Origin of the sequence: Bacillus sp. MUM 116, assembly GCF_001866655.1 — a bacterium.
Lineage (GTDB): Bacteria > Bacillota > Bacilli > Bacillales > Cytobacillaceae > Neobacillus.
On sequence record NZ_MLYR01000121.1, the window covers coordinates 1 to 16,913 of the forward strand.

A 16,913-nucleotide genomic window follows, 5' to 3' on the forward strand; every position below is an offset into this window, starting at 1 on the left:
AAAACAACAATCTATGCGAAAATAGCCTTTGTAAATAATAAAATTGTTAAATATTAAATATTGAGGACTTATGTGCAACAAGATAAACAAGCAAAAGAGAATTTGGATGCTAATATTAAACCAGAATTTTCTGGAACTGATGCACAAAAAGTAAAACAAGAAATTCAAAAAGATGTTATCGCGGGACAAGATGCAATGACTTCCATGGAGGCCGGAGCAATGCGTGATTAAAACACTACTACTTTGAATAAGTGAACACCTTATGTTGGACTAATAATCCAACATAAGGGGTTTTTTCTGCTTCAAAAATGTATCGGTTAAAGAGATAATGAAGTTTAAGTAAGAGAGACAATCCTTATTTTACGTTTTTACCTTTACTAATAAATAAGTAAAAAATAACGGAGGCGCTCCCATTCTTTTTATTGTTTTTTCAATTCATTAACAATTTCATTAATACGTTTTTCCACTTCATAAAGGTTCTTCTGCATCCGCTCACGCCGACTGGTCAAGACCTGCAATTCCTGTTTCAATTCCTCTGTTTTGCTCATGATTTCCCCTCCGGATTATGATTTATATCATATAGTATACTAACATAATAAAACATTTATAGATGGGTTTTACTGAGATAAACTTAAAAAATTTAGCTTTTTTATTATTCTTATCATAATCAAAATTATTAGAATTTGAAATTCTAACAGTAAGATAATAAAATGATAAAAAGAGAGGTAGATTAGAGTGGTCAATTCGACAAAAACAGTTGTGGAAAAACTAAATCTAACTAAATATTCTAAAAAGTTAATTCTTCAAAAACCGGACGATATGAAAGACTTTATTGAGTTAGATTATGATACATCGATTAAAAAAGATAAATATGATTTGATTTTTGCTTTTGTTTTTAACCTGGATGAATTTTCTCAGCAATTGAAGGCGGTAATTGAACAACAGTTACTTGAAGATAATGGGTACTTATATTTTGCCTACCCTAAAAAGAATAATCCGAAATATGGAGAATACATAGATCGTGACAGTTTAATTCAGGCACTCCCCACTAATGAAGATGGATATGTTTTTGATAGCAGCATTAAGTTTTCAAGAATGGTCAGCTTAAATGACGTTTTTACAGTTGTGGGGTTAAAGTCAGTGCAAAAGAAAGCCAAAAAATCCGCCGCTTCAAAAAACAGTCAATGCGTTGATGACTACATTGTTCACATTGAGGACATTAAACAACATTTAATAAAGAATCAGGAAATACTCGATCAATATAATCAATTAACCTTTGGCTATCAGAAAGATTGGGCTCGGTATGTTTACAGCGCGAAAAGAAAGGAAACCCAGGAAAAACGCCTGTTTGAAATGGAAACAGTGTTGGGAGAAGGGTTTAAATCAATGGAACTGTATCGACAAAGTAAGCGATAGATTTAGAAATAGAGTCACGATGTTTTGGTATCATGACTCTATTTTATATTGGTTTAGTTAGTTTAGTTTACATAATATCATTATGTAAAACCAAACGTTTATCTGACATCCTCAAACTCTCTTGCAATTCGCTCAAATGCTTCCTTTATCAGCGGCCTTGGAGACGGGATGCAAATTCTTTGATATGACAGCCCTTCCTCGCCAAACAGATTTCCATCTTCGAGAATAACATTTGCTTTAGTATAAATTCGCTCATGAACCTCTTCTGGAGTTAAACCGTATCCACTAAAGTCCATCCACATGATATAAGTACCTTCGGGTATCCTTACCTTTACTTTTGGCATTCGTTCTGCTAAAAACTTTAAAACCCACTCCATTGTCCCGTCAATATATTCTTTCAGCTGCTCTAACCACTCTTCCCCCTCCGTGTATACCGCAATAAGTGCGGAAACGGTAAAAGGCGATGGTAAATGCATCCCCAATACATTATTAAATGTTTTCCTAAGATCAGAATTAGAAATAATCACATTGGTACAATGAAGTCCCGCCACATTAAAGGTTTTGTTAATCGCAGTAAAAGTGATAATATGATTTACATTATCAACTGCTTTGGCTATTGGTATAAATGTTTGGTCATGCCGGATAAGGTCACCGTGAATTTCATCTGCAACAATCAGTACATGATGTTTTTGACATATATCAGCTAATTTTTGTAATTCTCCTGGTTTAAAAATTCTTCCAGTTGGATTATGCGGGTTACATAAAATAAACATCTTAGTCTTTTCTTGTTTAGCTTTCTCTTCAAAGTCTTCAAAATCAATTTGATAATACCCTTCGTCATCCGGTTTTAGCGCGTTATTCATCACTTCACGGTGATTCGCTTCAATTACTGCAGTAAAAGGCGGATAAACCGGTCTCTGGATAATAACCCCATCACCAGGATTGGTAAAAGCTTGGACTGCCTTATTTAACGCATGCACCGTCCCGGGACTATAGATCATTTCTTCTTTTTTAATATCCCAATCATGGCGTTTTTTAAACCAATGCTGAATGGCGGCAAAATACTCTTCTGGAAAAATTGAATATCCGAAAATTCGGTGATCAACAGTATTATGTAATGCATTGATCAAGGGCTGGGGTACAGGCAAATCCATGTCCGCGGTAAATAATGGAATCGTTTCTTCATCATATCTGGATGTGAGCCCCATGCCTTTAATCAGCTTTTCTCCATCCCATTTTAATGAATATGTGCCTCTGCGATTGACTACTTCGTCGAAGTTGTATTTCATGAACATCACACCTTTTTAAAAATATTCTGTTAAACTTGGCTGTTGATTTCCACTCCAATCAACAAAGTGTATAAAATCAACGTTGATCTTTAACACAGCATTTAAAGTAAACATTTTATATCTTTCAATAAACAAACGCATATTTTACCAAATTTACCATTAATAATTACGAGCCAATTATACTACATTTTTTAACCCGAAAGGAATAAGTCTTTATAATGATAACAATCAATAAGGTCCCCAATTTAATTTTGAGGACCCACCCTTTTATCATAATAAACCTAATGAAAACTTATACCCACCCCAACCATTTTACAGACTGTGTAATGATAAGCGGCACAATAATCGCAATTACAGTTGGAATAAGGAAGGACATGAATGTCCATTTTTTACTTTTTGTTTCCTTATAAATATTGATTAATGTAGTACCACATGGATAATGTAACAAAGAGAATAACATCAAATTTAAGGCAGTCAACCAAGTCCAGCCGTGGTCAAGAAGAATGGCTTTTAAATCAACAAGACTGTCAACCTCTGTCAAAGAACCCGTTGATAAATATCCCATTAATAGAATCGGCAAGACAATTTCGTTTGCCGGTAAGCCCAAAATAAATGCCATCATAATGTATCCGTCTAAGCCGAGTAATTTACCAAATGGGTCCAAGAACTGGACTGCATGCATTAATATACTTGTATCACCAATGTAGATATTCGCGAATACCCAGGTTAAAATAGCTGCTGGTGCAGCCACTTTTACTGCCCGCATTAAAACAGACCAAGATTTTGTCAAAGAAGAACGAATGACGGTATCTACTATTTTCGGTTTTCGGTATGGAGGCAGTTCCAATGTATAATGAGTCGGGATCCCTTTTAGGGCTGTTTTGGAAAGTACCCATGAAACGAAGAAGGTAACGATGATTCCAATAAGGACAATTCCGACTAAAACCGCAGTTGTAACCAGTGATTTCATTCCACCCGTAAATCCTGCAGCCATAAATAATGAAGAAAAGACGATCAATGTACCCCAACGTCCATTACATGGAACAAAATTATTGGTCAAAATGGCGAGCATCCGTTCGCGAGGTGATTCTATGATTCTAGTTGAAATAACAGCAGCGGCATTACAACCAAACCCCATTGCCATTGTTAGGGACTGCTTTCCATGAGCACCGACCTTTTTAAACAAACGATCCATATTAAAAGCAACACGGGGAAGGTACCCGTAGTTTTCCAAAAGGGCAAAAGTCGGAAAAAAGATGGCCATAGGCGGCAGCATGACGGATATGACCCAGGTGGTTCCCCGGTATAAGCCAAGGACTAACATCCCATGAAGCCAATCGGGTGCATGTAAAAAAGTAAATACCCGTGTTATATACTGCTCTGCCCACCCAAAAAACTCTGCTATTAATGAAGAAGGGATGTTGGCTCCGGCGATGGTGATATAGAAAACCGTTCCCAACAAAATCAACATAATCGGAAAGCCAAATATGGGAGAAGTAAAAATTGCATCCAATTTTTCTGTCCGTGTATCCCTTTTCGATTTGGAATAAGAGACCCCTGCCTTACATAATTGATTACTTCGGTCGTACAAATTCTGTACAATATCATCTCTTAACTTCGCTGTTGACATCGTTTGAGCTTCATTGTATAGCTGTTCGATATTCATTTACATCCCCCCTTTTAAGACTTAGGTATTTTTCAATTTCACCGAGTAAAGCCTCATCGCCATCCAATAAGCGCAGGGAAACCCATCGCGAAGATACATGTTCACCGACAATCTCTCGTACTTTAGGTTCGATCTTTTCAATTCTATCTTCTATTTCCTGCGAATATTTCATTTGAACAGGATTGCAATCAATTTCCCCGGTTACAATGCGATGAATGGTATCAAGAAGCATTGGAAATCCTTTTTTGTTTCTTGCGGAAATTTTAATAACCGGCACTCCTAGTCGATTTGTAAGCAGTTGTTCGTTAATGCGTATACCTTGTTCTTCCGCCACATCGATCAAATTGATACAAATCACTACATTCTTAGTCATTTCCAAAACCTGCAGGGCAAGATTTAAATTCCGTTCTAAGGAAGTGGCATCAAGAACTACTATTGTTACATCAGGTTTTTCAAAAACAATGTAATTTCTTGCCACCTCTTCATCCTTTGAATTTGAAAATAGTGAATAGGTTCCCGGGAGATCAATCAATTGAAATCGGTGGCCTTTGTAGGCAACGCTGCCCTCCGCAAGCGTAACCGTTTTTCCGGCCCAATTCCCTGTATGTTGTTTTAAACCAGTTAACGCGTTAAACAACGTACTTTTACCTGTATTGGGATTTCCCGCTAAAGCAATACGATATTTATTTCCCATTGTTTACCAGCTCCCCTTCGATTTTTGAACTTTCCTCTTTTCTTAAAGCAATGATTGTTTGACTTACACGAAATGCAATGGGATCACCAAGTGGGCTTTTCCGTACTACTTCAACCAATGCATCTTTTACAAAACCTAAATCTAATAATCTTCTTCTTATTACTCCTTCGAGCTGAATAGAAGTGATTTTAATCATATCGCCTTTTTTTCCATCGTGTAGTTTCATAATATTAGCTGTCCCCATTATTTTTTCCCACTCCTTAAAGTTTTTCCCGCATGCAACTTTTTATTAATTATATGTTGTACTCATAAATTTGTCACTTAATTTTGAAATATTTCTTTTAGAAATAGTAAAAAAGCCCGTTTACCTATATAACGGCAAACGGGCTTTACAGAACTTTAATCGATTTCTTAATATTGAAAAGGATGTTCTACTCCAAATTTAGTTTTCATGAAAAGTTAGTTTTGGTTTGAGGTTTTTCCAAAATTGCATTATTAACACTATAGTTACTCATATCAATCTCTGTTTGCTGTCCTGCAACTAATTTAGCGAGTTCAGCGCCAAAATACGGACCGCTTGTTAAACCAGATGACCCTAACCCATTTGCAACATAGATTCCATCCAAATCAGGCAATGGTCCAGCTATCGGTAAAAACCCCGGGGTAAATGGACGAAAACCAACTCGAGTTTCTAGAATAGTGCTGTTGGCTAATCCCGGTGCCGTTTCTAACGCTTGGCTTAAGATTTCATTGATCCCTCCTGCAGTTATACGAGTGTCAAACCCCATATCATTTTCATGGGTAGATCCCACGACTACTCGGCCATTTTCAAAAGTAAGAATATATTGGGTATGAGGGGGCATAACAACCGGCCACGAGCTTGTATTCATATCCGGCAATTCCAGATGGACAATTTGTGCTTTTTGCGGTTTTACGGAAAACTCGATTCCTAATGGCTCCAAAAGCTCTCTTGCCCATGCACCAGCAGTGACAATTACATGATCAGCATGGATTGTTTTCTCTTCTATGGTTATTCCAATTACTCGGTGATCTTTTTTTACAATGGAGGCGGTCCCTTTTATAAAAGTGGCTCCATTTTTGATGGCTGAATATGTAAGCGAATCTCTTAAGGCCCGTCCGTTGACGCGGGCTCCCCCACTGACATAAACAGAACCGCATTCCTCTGATAAAGGTGGAAAAAGTTTTTTCGTTTCTGCAGATGAGAGGATTTCTATTTCCCCGATTTCCGGGGCATCTTCCCTACGCTTTCGCGCCCGCTCTGCCATTTGTTCCAGTTTGATTGTGTCTTTGTGGAGGCTGATTGCCCCAACTCGTTTATATCCGGTTTCGGTTTCACCATCGGCTTCGAGTTTTGCAATTAATTCAGGATAGTATCGCGCACCACCTTTTGCTAATTGATACCACACTTTATTCCGGCGTTGTGAAAGCCAGGGACATACAATCCCGGCTGCGGCATCCGTTGCCTGGCCGGGGTCCTTCCGGTCGACCATGATTACTTCTGCACCTAGTTTAGTTAGGTGATAAGCAGTGGATGCACCAAGAATCCCTGCTCCGATTACGATGATTTTTTGCATATAGACACCTTTTCTCTGATTTGGATTACTCTTTTATCTAGTTACAAGTTTTTTTGTCGCCTATCGCCTTTATAGGCGACACTTTCAACTTGTTCCTTGTCTATTTGGTCGCCTATCGCCTTCATAGGCGATACTTTCAACTTGTTCCTTGTCAATTTTGTCGCCTATCCCCTCTATAGGCAACATTTTCAACTCGTTCCTTGCTAATTTTGTCGCCTATCGCCTTCATAGGCGACACTTTCAACTCGTTCCTTGCTAATTTTGTCGCCTATCGCCTTCATAGGCGACCCTTTCAACTCGTTCCTTGCTAATTTTGTCTCCTATCGCCTTCATAAGCGACACTTTTAATTCGTTCCTTACCAATTTTGTCGCCTATCCCTTCTATAGGCGACACTTTCCAATGTTTACTCATCAGTTTTGTCCCCAATCCCACCAAAATTAACCCAGCAATACGAATCAGGATTTCTTTATAGGTTACATTATATACGAGCTTGTTTTTTTGCTCAAAAACTTCGGCGGGAGTGATGAATCATGGCTAGAAACAAACTTTTGGTTCCTGGTGCAGGCAATGTTCTGGATCAAATGAAGGAGGAAGTCGCCAACGAGTTTGGAGTTCAACTTGGTGCTGATACGACCGCGCGAGCAAACGGTTCAGTGGGCGGCGAAATGACGAAGCGTCTCGTTGCATACGCTGAACAATCCTTACGAAATCAACAAGGTCAATAACCTGTGATTTCAAAAAGGCTGTCCCAAATTTGGGGCAGCCTTCACAAAGAAGTTACAATTTTTTCAAAACATAATAACATAATTTCGGATTTGACTTACTTCTAAACAAATCGATAGCACTCCAGCCTTTTTCGAAGTAATGAACAAATACTTCCCGAGTACACCTTCTCCATGATAAGGCAAGTTCTGGATTAATTTTCTTGATCATTTGAAAATCGCTCGGTACCGGAACAAACAGGAAACTCTTAGATGAATCTTGATTCAAAACAGGCTCCAATGGAACACAATTCCCATTTAGATCACGATCCAACCAAATTAACAAGCGTCCATCCACCTCATACTCGCTGGGCCTTTCAACAGAAGCCTCCTTAATCCACCATTCAACCGTAAAGCGATCAGACGGCATCCCCTGATTTAACTCATCCTGCATTTCCCCGTAACAGTTTTCCACATAAATAGAACATTTTGCCCCAAGCTTATGAAGATTCAAATAACCATTTACAGTTTCAAGGGGATCATATGTCCAAGTTATTAGATCATACCCCATTTTCAAGGATTCTTCTTTTTGGGCAAGCTTTAGTTTCTCGCCAATTCCCAGCTTGCGATATTCAGGATGAATCCCTAGTGTATGGGAACAAAGATAAATCTTATTATTTATAAATCCCGGAAAGCTATATTGAAATCCGATCAGTTCTTCTTCCAAAAAAGCGCCCAATGCCATGCCGCCATTCTTTATGGCCGTTATAGTTTGACTGCTTGGTATGGACTCGTATTCACTCCAAATCAGCGATTCCAATCTTCGCAACTCTTCAAGCTCATCGATTGTTTTGAGAGTACGAATAAAAATATTTTTTTCGCTCATCCATCATCCCTCCTATTTGAAATAATGCTAAGAAATATTATACATCTTCGTACTGAAAATCCATATCCTTCAATGGAACAACCTTTGTTTTTTTCATCACCTTATAACTCAACCAAATTACTAGAAAGATTGGAATTCCCACATAGGTTACAAGCAAGCCGTTCCAGTCAATTTTATCCCCTAAGAATGCCTTATAGTCTTGTCCAAGGATCGCCACCATACATAAAGCCAATGTCAGGAAAGGGCCGAAAGGAAACCACTTTGCTTTATATGGTAATTCGTTTAAATCCCTTCCTTGAGCCACATAGCCTTTTCGGAAACGGTAATGGCTGACAGCAATCCCTAACCAGGCAAGAAATCCGGATAGACTGCAGGCATTCAGCAGCCAGAAAAAAACCTTTCCATCACCAAAGATCGATGATAAAAATGCAAGCATCCCTACTGCAGTTGTTATGTAAAGGGCATTAGCAGGAATTCCGCGTGAATTTACTTTTGTTAAAAATTTCGGCGCATTGCCTTCCTTCGCCATTGTCCATAAAAGCCGTGAGCCTGCATACATTTGGGAATTGGCAGTAGAGAGTACAGCCGTCAAAACAACAGCATTCATCACAGAAGCCGCAAAAGCCAGTCCTGCTCTTTCAAAAACTAACGTAAACGGACTTTCTGAAACATTATCAGAGCTTAATAGTCTTGGATCATTATAAGGGACAAGGAATCCAATGATGATAATGGAAAAGATAAAGAATAGCAAGATTCTCCAAAAAATCTGCCGAATGGCTTTTGGCATATTCTCTCTAGGATTTTCACTTTCCCCTGCTGAAAAACCAACCATTTCCGTCCCTTGAAATGAAAAACCAACAATCATGAAAACGCTAATAATAGAAGATAATCCACCTTTAAAAGGAGCTTCTCCTGCAGTAAAATTTCTAAATCCGACAGTATGACCACCCATAATTCCAAAGATGATCAAGACACCAATGACCAAAAAGAGAATGATCGTAGCAACCTTAATAATCGAAAACCAATATTCCGCTTCGCCATAGCCTCTTACAGATAAAAAGTTCAATAAGAAAATCAAGCCCAGGAAAGGAACACTCCAGACGATTGACGGAACATGCGGCAGCCAAAATTTCATGATTAAACCGGCTGCAGATAATTCAAGAGCGATAATCATGGCTGAGTAATACCAATAATTCCAGCCCTGAGCAAAACCAAAGGCAGGATCTACAAACTTGGAGGAATAGGAACTAAAGGTCCCGGAAATCGGCAAAAGGGTTGCCATTTCTCCTAAGCTTGTCATCAGAAAAAACATCATTATACCGCTTAAAACATAAGCAACAATTGCTCCCCCTGGGCCTGCCTGACTGATTGTGGACCCGCTTGCCAGAAATAACCCGGTACCAATGGTACCACCTATGGCAATCATGGTGAGATGCCGTGCCTGAAGATTCCGCTTCAGATGGTGGTGTTCAGAAGTAATCGTTTCTTTTTCTGTTTGTAATGCAGTATTCCCCATATATACACCTCTTTTCTCATTGATAAAAACTTGTTAGTTTTTGTTCAAAGGTAGCAAGAACGGTCCTGGTTATAATTTCAATTCCATCCAAAAGGGCTTCCCGATTAAATGACATATTCGGGTGATGCAATCCAGGGGCTAGGTCACAGCCTAATCCGAGCATTGCAGCTTTCAAATGCGGGCGTTCTTTTGTGTAAAAATGAAAATCCTCGGCACCAGGTGTGACAACCGGCGGCATAACATTTCCTTCGCCTATCGATTCCGCGATTGCCTTTGCCATAATCCTTTGTGCTTCCGGATGGACCACGGCAGCATAAACTTTTTCTTGATGGTCAAATTCTATCTTCACCCCAAATAATGACGCAACATGCAGTAATATATGTTCAACTTTTCGGACTAGCTCAGTCATTGTTTCATTTTTTTGCGCACGAAGGTCTAAATGAAATTGGGCCGAACCAGGGATGACATTTTTGTTTTCCCCCCCAGCATTGAACTGTGTCATTTTTACCGAGAAGGAATCAAACGGGTTCAAACGAATTCCTTTTAATTGCTCGACGATTGCGGATACAACTTCAATAGCATTTACCCCTAAATCTGGACGTGCACCATGGGTATCAAAACCAATGATCTTAGCGGAAACGGTTTCAGCTGCGCCGTGAATAATCCCAGGGGAAGCTGTTCCCATTGAAAGCTCCTGAATCGGCCGCAAGTGAACACCGTACAAAAAGTCAAGATCATCAATCACTTGCTTTTCAATCATTTTTAAGGCTCCATTCCCTACTTCCTCTGCCGGCTGGAAAATTAATTTTAGCTGCCCCGGAAGATCTACTTGCATTTCTTTTAAAAGCAGCAGTGTGCCTAAAACCATTGTCATATGGGCATCATGACCGCAGGAGTGATTGGCTTGAAACGTCCCATTCACTTCCTGCCATAATGAATCCATATCGGCGCGAACACCAACCGTAAACGAACCATTTCCTAATTCCCCCACTACACCTGTATGATCGGGAAAAGTCTTGATCTCACATCCATTGCTTTTTAAAAATTCAGCAATATAGTTAGTTGTGTTTACTTCTTTCCAACTTATCTCCGGATTTTGGTGCAAATAGTCAAAAACTTCAAAAATGATAGGTTTTAATTTTTCTAATGTTTTTTTCATAAGTGGACCCTCATTACTTCAATTGAACTGTTTCTTTTTTAATCGTTAACTCTTGTAGAGTATTTTCATTCACTTTTACTCCTAAACCAGGCTTGCCGTTCAGGATAACAAATGGAATTTGATATTCCAAATCGCCAATATCTTTACTAAATAACAATGGTCCAGTTAACTCGGTACTGGTGATATTTTTCCTCGCCATCGCGGTATGATAACCTGCTGCAGAGCCAATCGAGGATTCCACCATTGATCCAACTTGACAGCTAATACCTGCAGCTTCGGCCGTTTTTGCCATATGGATGGCTGGATAAATTCCTGCTGATTTCATTAACTTAATATTGATTTTGTCTGCGGCATTTTTCTTGATAATTTCATTTAGTTCTGAACCGTCATGAACACTCTCATCGGCCATAATCGGAATGACCGTTTTCTTTCTAAGTTCAGCAAGTCCGTCGATGTCGCCCATTTTGATTGGCTGTTCGAGCCAGGAAATTCTAAGCGGCTCCAATATCGGAAGAGCTTGGGCTGCGGTGGAGTAATCCTTCCACCCTTGATTGACATCGACCCGAATTGGGACCTCATAGCCAACTGCCTCACGTACGGCCTTGATTCGTTCCAAATCTTTAAAAAGATCAAATCCGACCTTTAGCTTTAAAGAACTGTATCCAAGAGCAAGCGCCTGTTTTGCTTTCTCGGCCATGATTTCCGGCTCTTCAATACTTAACACCTTTGCAAAAGTAAGTTCTTTGTGGAATTTTCCACCGATTAAATCATACACTGGCTTGCCTGCATATTTCCCCATTAGGTCATAACAGGCAATATCTATCGCAGCCTTCGCTGATCGATTGGCATGAATCCTGCTATCCATGATATCGTGAATTTTTTCGATGGAAAAAGGGCTTTCTCCCATAATGGCCGGCAGTAATTGATGTTTCAAAACTTCAATCGCACTAAAGAATGACTCCCCTGTCACATGCTCGTCCGGAACGGCTTCCCCATATCCAACAAGGCCATCATCCGTTTCGAGCTTCAGAATGATCGATGGCATATAATCATAAGTCTCATAGGAAATAATGAACGGTGATTGCAATGGTAAATGGATTCCAACGATATCTGCTTTAATAATTTTCATGTTGCTGTTTCCTCCTTTGGCATTTACGACAATGTCGCTTCATTGTCGTTAAAAGGTTATTTTTATAATAGACTGTAAATTTACAAAAAACAATCCTTTTACGAAAAATATTTTTTTAGTTTTTGCGAGATATTATAAAGTGCCCTTGGCCGTCCTTGATCATATGGCTGTTCCTCTCCTGTAATGGTAAGTAACTCTTGTTCCAGAAATCTTTTAATTAACCGCTCAGCTGATCGCCTGCTGACAGCTAAATAATCGGCCAATTCCTGTGCTGAGAAGGAGCGGAACTGATGAAGCCGAACGAAATCGAAGAAGCGATTCAGATTTTTCGCCGTCATTTTAAGGTGGTCTGCCAAAGATTGGATGTCTCGGTTCTCATTTTTTAAGACATATTGTTTTTCATTTTCGAACAAAGGTCCAATCAGCTTTTTGTCTTCATCCAAAAGAAAAATCGTTGTTTTTTCTTTTAACTGTTTTTCCGTAAAATATAAGGCTTCTGTCGCATGATTTTCCGCTTCATTCATTGTATGACCATAACCAATACCAATTTGTAAGGGAGAATTTATTTTTCCTTCAAGCTCCAGAACTTTTTGCAAATTTTGTTCTTTCAAGGCTACTTCCATTGAGCCGCGATTTGTATAAATGAGAAATGGCTGATGTTGGTCCAGTGACACTCTTGCATTTAATTGTCTTGCCATTTCGTGTAAATGTTGCAGCATTTGAAGGCGAAAAGCTTGTTCCTCTTTGTTGGCAGGATAATTCGTTGCTTTTATCGAAATGACAGCGATTTGTGAATCCTTCGTCTTCTTTAACCTAGTTAATGTTACTGCTTTATCGAGCCCTTCTTTTAGGGATTGCTTCGGCTGGACCATATAGATAGAAGGAATCGACAGCTTCTGAAGCTCCTCATAGACAGCGTGAATACTTGTCAAAGCAAACTGGGTCTTCTTTTCCTGATACAAATCCGCATGGTAACGAACAAACTGAGTGATATCAAAAGTTTTCTTCTCTTCTTCTAAGTGATAAACCCAAGGGTAGTCCATTACAAATAGAGTTTGATCCTTAATATGAATTTCTTTTAAGACATTGTCCAAGAATTCACGTTTTGGTAAATCGATTGAAATCTTTTCTAATGAAATTCGTTTGTGGAAATAAATGGAAAATAAAGATAATGAAACGATATACTCATTAAACGGTACATGAGTTGCCATTAATCGGTGTTCGTTGATTTTTTTCTGTCCGAAATAATTGGCAATCGCCCCGGAGAAAAGTAAAAAGTCAACCTCTTTCCCTGCCTGATCAATCAAATAGTCTATTTCCCATGCAGAATCATATATGTAGTCAACGAACGTAATTTCCGGATATAAATGATAATATTCAGCAATAGCTTCAATATATAAGTTTGAACCTAATACACCAATCGCAACCATTTTGACAACTCCTACTATAAAATAACTATTATTAGTATAACATGGTTTAATAAACTTTTTATGGTAAAAATGAAGCATCTCGATGGACATTTTCCTCAACATATTTACTTTACTTAAGTTAAAATAAAGAAAGATAAATTTACGTAAAATGTGGATTCCGAGGAGGAGTTTTTGTTGGCAAATAAATATTGCCCAATATGCGGGGAAGAAAATAAGTGCATGGGTGGTTCTGGAGCAAGCGGAGGCTGTTGGTGTGACAAGGAAGTATTCCCCAATGAAATATTTGCATTAGTTCCGGAAGAAAGTATTAGAAAACATTGTATTTGTAAGAATTGTTTAGATCAATACAAGGAAGAGCATAAATAATTGGAACGCAAGGTTGGGAGTGCCTTGCGTATTTTATAATTACTTTTTATTGATTGCCTCCACAAAAATAAATAAATCACGATAAAACTTTTGTACCTCTTTTACTTTAAACCCATGATCCACTAACAAATGCAATGTTTCGCGATTTAAACAACAGCCATCACAAATTTTTTTCCAAACGGGTGTCAGTCCCTCTTGTAAGCTGGCGAGAAAGCGATTCTCCATTTTCACATGTTCAAACAAAAGGATTTTCCCTTCCAATTTGCAAACACGTTTCATCTCTGCCATCGCTTTTTCAGGGTTCGGAATCGTACAAAATACGAGAGTGGCTACAACCGTGTCAAAGGAATCATCGGCAAATGGCAGTTCTTCGGCACCTGCCTGAACCAATTCAATTGGAACAACTGCTTGTTTTTGCTTTCCTAGAGATTGCTTAATCATATAAGGACTCGGTTCAATTGCAGTCACCATTTCAGGTAATTCATATAAAGGAAAATTTATCCCAGTTCCTGCCCCCAACTCAAGCACATTCCCCCTGGCTCTCGATAGAAGTTCCTTGCGTATTTTATAAAACTTCTTTTTTTCCAATGGACTCATAAAAAAATCATACCATTTAGCAAATTTTCGACTCATATCATTCAACTCCAAACCATCAACTACCTACATTTTATCGGAAAAGAAAGTAACCTAATAGAGATAATTATATTCAGCAAAAAACATCAAAATTCGAGTGGTGACAAGCACACCAAAGTGGTATCCTAAGAAAAGGGCATTAGGCAAGAGGTGAGTTTTATGAATAAAGCCTGGTATTATGTAGGTTTAACTTGTTTGTTTGAATTGATTTGGGTTTACGGATTTAATACGGCGGATAGTTGGTGGGAATGGCTTATCGTCATTGCTATTATTTTAACGGATTTTCACATTCTTCCCAAGGCGTGTGAAACGCTGCCGACAGGAACGGTCTATGCGATTTTTTCCGGGATTGGAACCATTGGAACGGTATTAATGGATGTTTTCCTTTTTGGTGGAAACCTTAATGCAAAGATGTTTCTCTTTGTAGCTCTTATTGTAATCGGAGTAATCTGTCTTAACCTTTCAGATAAAAATGAAGATGAACAAGAAGCCACGAAAGGAGCCGCCTAAGATGGGATGGTTGCTAGTCCTCATGGCAGCTGCAGGTGAAATTACCGGTGCTGCAGGTCTTAAGTTATATAGTCAACAGAAAACATTTAAAAATGGACTAATTTATATCGGCGGGTTCGGCTCTTCATTTGTGTTTTTATATACCTCCTTCCATTTTTTACAGTTAAGTATTGCCTACATAGTATGGGTCGGAATTGGAACGGCAGGAGCTGTTTTCATTAACATGTACCTATTCGGTGAATCAAAAAACATTGGACGCATGCTCAGTGTCATACTGATTATTATTGGTGTAATTGGCCTGCGTGCACTATCGTGAAAGCAAAAACAACTCCGAACATACTTTCATTCGGAGTTGTTTTTTTAACTTCTTCTAAATCCTTCTTCGACTAAAAAAATTTCTGCTTCTTCACGGGTACTGAAAGTTTCCTCAAGATTTAAGCCAAAGTATATATTCCAAGCTTCGTCTTCATTTATTAATAGAAGCGTCTCTTTCTCTTTATTTTCCCAGCGTTCTTCCTCCAGATCACCAATAATTGCTGCTTCTTCTACCGGTTTTTCAACAGCCGATAAGCTGTTAATCGATTCTTTGATTAGTTGTCTTAGATCCTCGGCAGAAAAGTCACGGATATTTACCATCCCTTTATTATCTGTTTTATAAGTGTCAAGTTTGCCGCCATAGACAAACCCGTTGCCATTCGGATGGAGATGATAAACAACATTTTTTTTATCAAAAGCACTTTCATTAAATTGGAAATTGATACGACCAAGGGAAACATTCACCCGCTCCAGTTCAGGAAAGGTTTCGATAATCACAAGTTTTTCTTCAAAAGTTAACATGATAGCCTCCATATGTATGATAAGGTTATTTTATCATAATGTTAAAAAAAGCAAAGGTGCATCATAGGAAAAAGCCAACCGAACATAGTCGATTGGCTCTAATGGATTTAGCTATCTAAATTTAATGGCCGTAACTTAGCTTCAATTTCTTCGCGTTTTGGCTCCAAAAATGGCGGCAGTGCCAGTTTTTGTCCCATCGTTTCCATTGGTTCATCTGTTGCAAACCCTGGTTGATCGGTTGATAATTCAAACAAAATCCCATTTGGCTCTCTAAAATAGAATGCTTTAAAATAGTATCGTTCTACCTTTCCCGAATTAGGTAAGCGATGATTCGATATATGTTTTGCCCATTGATCATATTCTTCCTCATTTGGAATACGGAAGGCGACATGATGTACTCCCCCGCGGCCTAATCGAGCCCTTGGCAGATCTGGTCTTGTTTCGATATGAACTTCTGCACCGCTGCCACCCTCGCCTGTTGCATAAACCAAAATATCCGGGTGATTCCCTTCAGGTGATGGATAGGAACCGGCAAAACGGAATCCCATTACCTCTGTAAGAACTCCAATTGTAGGTTCAGCAATTCCAACTGTAAGGGTTACAGGACCTAAACCAATAATCGCATGTTCTAACGGAATATCCTCCCGCTTCCATGGCCCCCCGCCTTTTACTCCTTTTTCTCCATTATCTGCGACAAGTATTAATCGAGTGCCATCGAAATCACTAAATATTAACGTATCACGCCCAGCTCTTTTTTTAATTTCCCCATGCTCAATTCCAAATTGTTTAAACCGTTCTTGCCAAAATAATAAGGAATCTGTCGTTTTGAGACGCAATGAAACATAGGAAATATCTGAAGTTCCTCTATATGACCTCCCTAGATTTGGGATATCAAAAAAGGTTATATCCGTACCAGGTGTTCCTTCCCCATCGGCATAGAAAAGATGATATGACTTTGTGTCATCTTGATTAACTGTTTTTTTCACCAGTCTCATACCAAGGATCTTAGTATAAAATTCATAATTTTTTTCAGCTTTCCCAGTTAAAATCGATACATGATGTAGCCCTAATAGTTCCATATCTGT

Annotated in this window: 20 protein-coding genes; 6 read left to right on the plus strand and 14 right to left on the minus strand. The window is 38.8% G+C overall.

Features of this window, described 5'->3' with window-relative positions:
- Positions 1–72 precede the first annotated feature (72 nt).
- The gene (locus BIV60_RS29925) at positions 73–231 is read left to right on the plus strand and encodes a hypothetical protein (protein ID WP_177177394.1); all 159 of its coding nucleotides are present in this window, start codon (positions 73–75) and stop codon (positions 229–231) included.
- Positions 232–419: 188 nt separating this feature from the next.
- Here the strand turns inward: BIV60_RS29925 and BIV60_RS30635 are convergent, their stop codons facing one another.
- A complete protein-coding gene (locus tag BIV60_RS30635) occupies positions 420–548 on the minus strand; it encodes a hypothetical protein (protein WP_256218541.1) in 129 nt (42 codons plus the stop codon).
- Positions 549–735: 187 nt separating this feature from the next.
- Between BIV60_RS30635 and BIV60_RS24440 the strand changes: the two genes are divergently transcribed.
- Positions 736–1,416 (plus strand): YdeI/OmpD-associated family protein, encoded by a 681-nt coding sequence (locus tag BIV60_RS24440; RefSeq protein ID WP_071358307.1) that lies wholly within the window; start codon positions 736–738, stop codon positions 1,414–1,416.
- 98 nt (positions 1,417–1,514) lie between these two features.
- Here BIV60_RS24440 and BIV60_RS24445 read toward each other — a convergent pair whose 3' ends face one another.
- The 5 genes from BIV60_RS24445 to BIV60_RS24465 form a co-directional block, all read right to left on the minus strand.
- Positions 1,515–2,705: a MalY/PatB family protein gene (locus tag BIV60_RS24445; protein WP_071358308.1), complete on the minus strand. Its 1,191-nt coding sequence runs from the start codon at positions 2,703–2,705 to the stop codon at positions 1,515–1,517.
- A gap of 292 nt (positions 2,706–2,997) precedes the next feature.
- Positions 2,998–4,371: a nucleoside recognition domain-containing protein gene (locus BIV60_RS24450; protein WP_071358309.1), complete on the minus strand. Its 1,374-nt coding sequence runs from the start codon at positions 4,369–4,371 to the stop codon at positions 2,998–3,000.
- On the minus strand, positions 4,346–5,065 hold the full coding sequence (locus BIV60_RS24455; protein WP_071358310.1) for a FeoB small GTPase domain-containing protein: 720 nt from the start codon (positions 5,063–5,065) through the stop codon (positions 4,346–4,348). The genes BIV60_RS24450 and BIV60_RS24455 overlap by 26 nt, the downstream gene beginning before the upstream one ends.
- Complete coding sequence (locus tag BIV60_RS24460; RefSeq protein WP_071358311.1) at positions 5,055–5,309, minus strand: FeoA family protein; 255 nt, start codon at positions 5,307–5,309, stop codon at positions 5,055–5,057. Before BIV60_RS24460 ends, BIV60_RS24455 begins: the two co-directional genes overlap by 11 nt.
- A 205-nt stretch (positions 5,310–5,514) precedes the next feature.
- Positions 5,515–6,660, minus strand: a complete 1,146-nt coding sequence (locus tag BIV60_RS24465; protein WP_071358312.1) for an NAD(P)/FAD-dependent oxidoreductase — start codon at positions 6,658–6,660, stop codon at positions 5,515–5,517.
- A gap of 531 nt (positions 6,661–7,191) precedes the next feature.
- Here BIV60_RS24465 and BIV60_RS24470 point away from each other — a divergent pair.
- The gene (locus tag BIV60_RS24470; RefSeq protein ID WP_071358313.1) at positions 7,192–7,386 is read left to right on the plus strand and encodes an alpha/beta-type small acid-soluble spore protein; all 195 of its coding nucleotides are present in this window, start codon (positions 7,192–7,194) and stop codon (positions 7,384–7,386) included.
- Between the two features lie 52 nt (positions 7,387–7,438).
- Here the strand turns inward: BIV60_RS24470 and BIV60_RS24475 are convergent, their stop codons facing one another.
- The 5 genes from BIV60_RS24475 to BIV60_RS24495 all read right to left on the minus strand — a co-directional run bounded on the left by BIV60_RS24475 (position 7,439) and on the right by BIV60_RS24495 (position 13,482).
- Positions 7,439–8,248: a GNAT family N-acetyltransferase gene (locus tag BIV60_RS24475; RefSeq protein WP_071358314.1), complete on the minus strand. Its 810-nt coding sequence runs from the start codon at positions 8,246–8,248 to the stop codon at positions 7,439–7,441.
- Positions 8,249–8,285: 37 nt separating this feature from the next.
- Positions 8,286–9,764: an amino acid permease gene (locus BIV60_RS24480; protein ID WP_071358315.1), complete on the minus strand. Its 1,479-nt coding sequence runs from the start codon at positions 9,762–9,764 to the stop codon at positions 8,286–8,288.
- Positions 9,765–9,780: 16 nt separating this feature from the next.
- The gene (locus tag BIV60_RS24485) at positions 9,781–10,923 is read right to left on the minus strand and encodes a M20 peptidase aminoacylase family protein (RefSeq protein ID WP_071358316.1); all 1,143 of its coding nucleotides are present in this window, start codon (positions 10,921–10,923) and stop codon (positions 9,781–9,783) included.
- Positions 10,924–10,936: 13 nt separating this feature from the next.
- Positions 10,937–12,052 carry a mandelate racemase/muconate lactonizing enzyme family protein gene (locus BIV60_RS24490; protein ID WP_071358317.1) on the minus strand — a complete coding sequence of 372 codons (1,116 nt, stop codon included), beginning with the start codon at positions 12,050–12,052 and terminating at the stop codon, positions 10,937–10,939.
- A gap of 98 nt (positions 12,053–12,150) precedes the next feature.
- Positions 12,151–13,482 carry a hypothetical protein gene (locus BIV60_RS24495; RefSeq protein WP_071358318.1) on the minus strand — a complete coding sequence of 444 codons (1,332 nt, stop codon included), beginning with the start codon at positions 13,480–13,482 and terminating at the stop codon, positions 12,151–12,153.
- A 174-nt stretch (positions 13,483–13,656) separates the two neighbouring features.
- Here BIV60_RS24495 and BIV60_RS24500 point away from each other — a divergent pair, with 174 nt between their 5' ends.
- A complete protein-coding gene (locus BIV60_RS24500; protein ID WP_071358319.1) occupies positions 13,657–13,848 on the plus strand; it encodes a cysteine-rich CWC family protein in 192 nt (63 codons plus the stop codon).
- A 39-nt stretch (positions 13,849–13,887) separates the two neighbouring features.
- Here BIV60_RS24500 and BIV60_RS24505 read toward each other — a convergent pair whose 3' ends face one another.
- Complete coding sequence (locus BIV60_RS24505; protein ID WP_071358320.1) at positions 13,888–14,481, minus strand: class I SAM-dependent methyltransferase; 594 nt, start codon at positions 14,479–14,481, stop codon at positions 13,888–13,890.
- Positions 14,482–14,640: 159 nt separating this feature from the next.
- On the opposite strand from BIV60_RS24505, the gene BIV60_RS24510 reads away from it, so the two are divergent.
- Both BIV60_RS24510 and BIV60_RS24515 read left to right on the plus strand, forming a co-directional pair.
- Positions 14,641–14,991: a DMT family transporter gene (locus BIV60_RS24510; RefSeq protein WP_071358321.1), complete on the plus strand. Its 351-nt coding sequence runs from the start codon at positions 14,641–14,643 to the stop codon at positions 14,989–14,991.
- A gap of 1 nt (position 14,992) precedes the next feature.
- Positions 14,993–15,307, plus strand: a complete 315-nt coding sequence (locus BIV60_RS24515; protein WP_071358322.1) for a DMT family transporter — start codon at positions 14,993–14,995, stop codon at positions 15,305–15,307.
- Positions 15,308–15,351: 44 nt separating this feature from the next.
- Here the strand turns inward: BIV60_RS24515 and BIV60_RS24520 are convergent, their stop codons facing one another.
- Positions 15,352–15,828 carry a hypothetical protein gene (locus BIV60_RS24520; RefSeq protein ID WP_071358323.1) on the minus strand — a complete coding sequence of 159 codons (477 nt, stop codon included), beginning with the start codon at positions 15,826–15,828 and terminating at the stop codon, positions 15,352–15,354.
- Positions 15,829–15,935: 107 nt separating this feature from the next.
- The gene (locus tag BIV60_RS24525) at positions 15,936–16,907 is read right to left on the minus strand and encodes a ring-cleaving dioxygenase (RefSeq protein ID WP_071358324.1); all 972 of its coding nucleotides are present in this window, start codon (positions 16,905–16,907) and stop codon (positions 15,936–15,938) included.
- Positions 16,908–16,913: the final 6 nt, after the last annotated feature.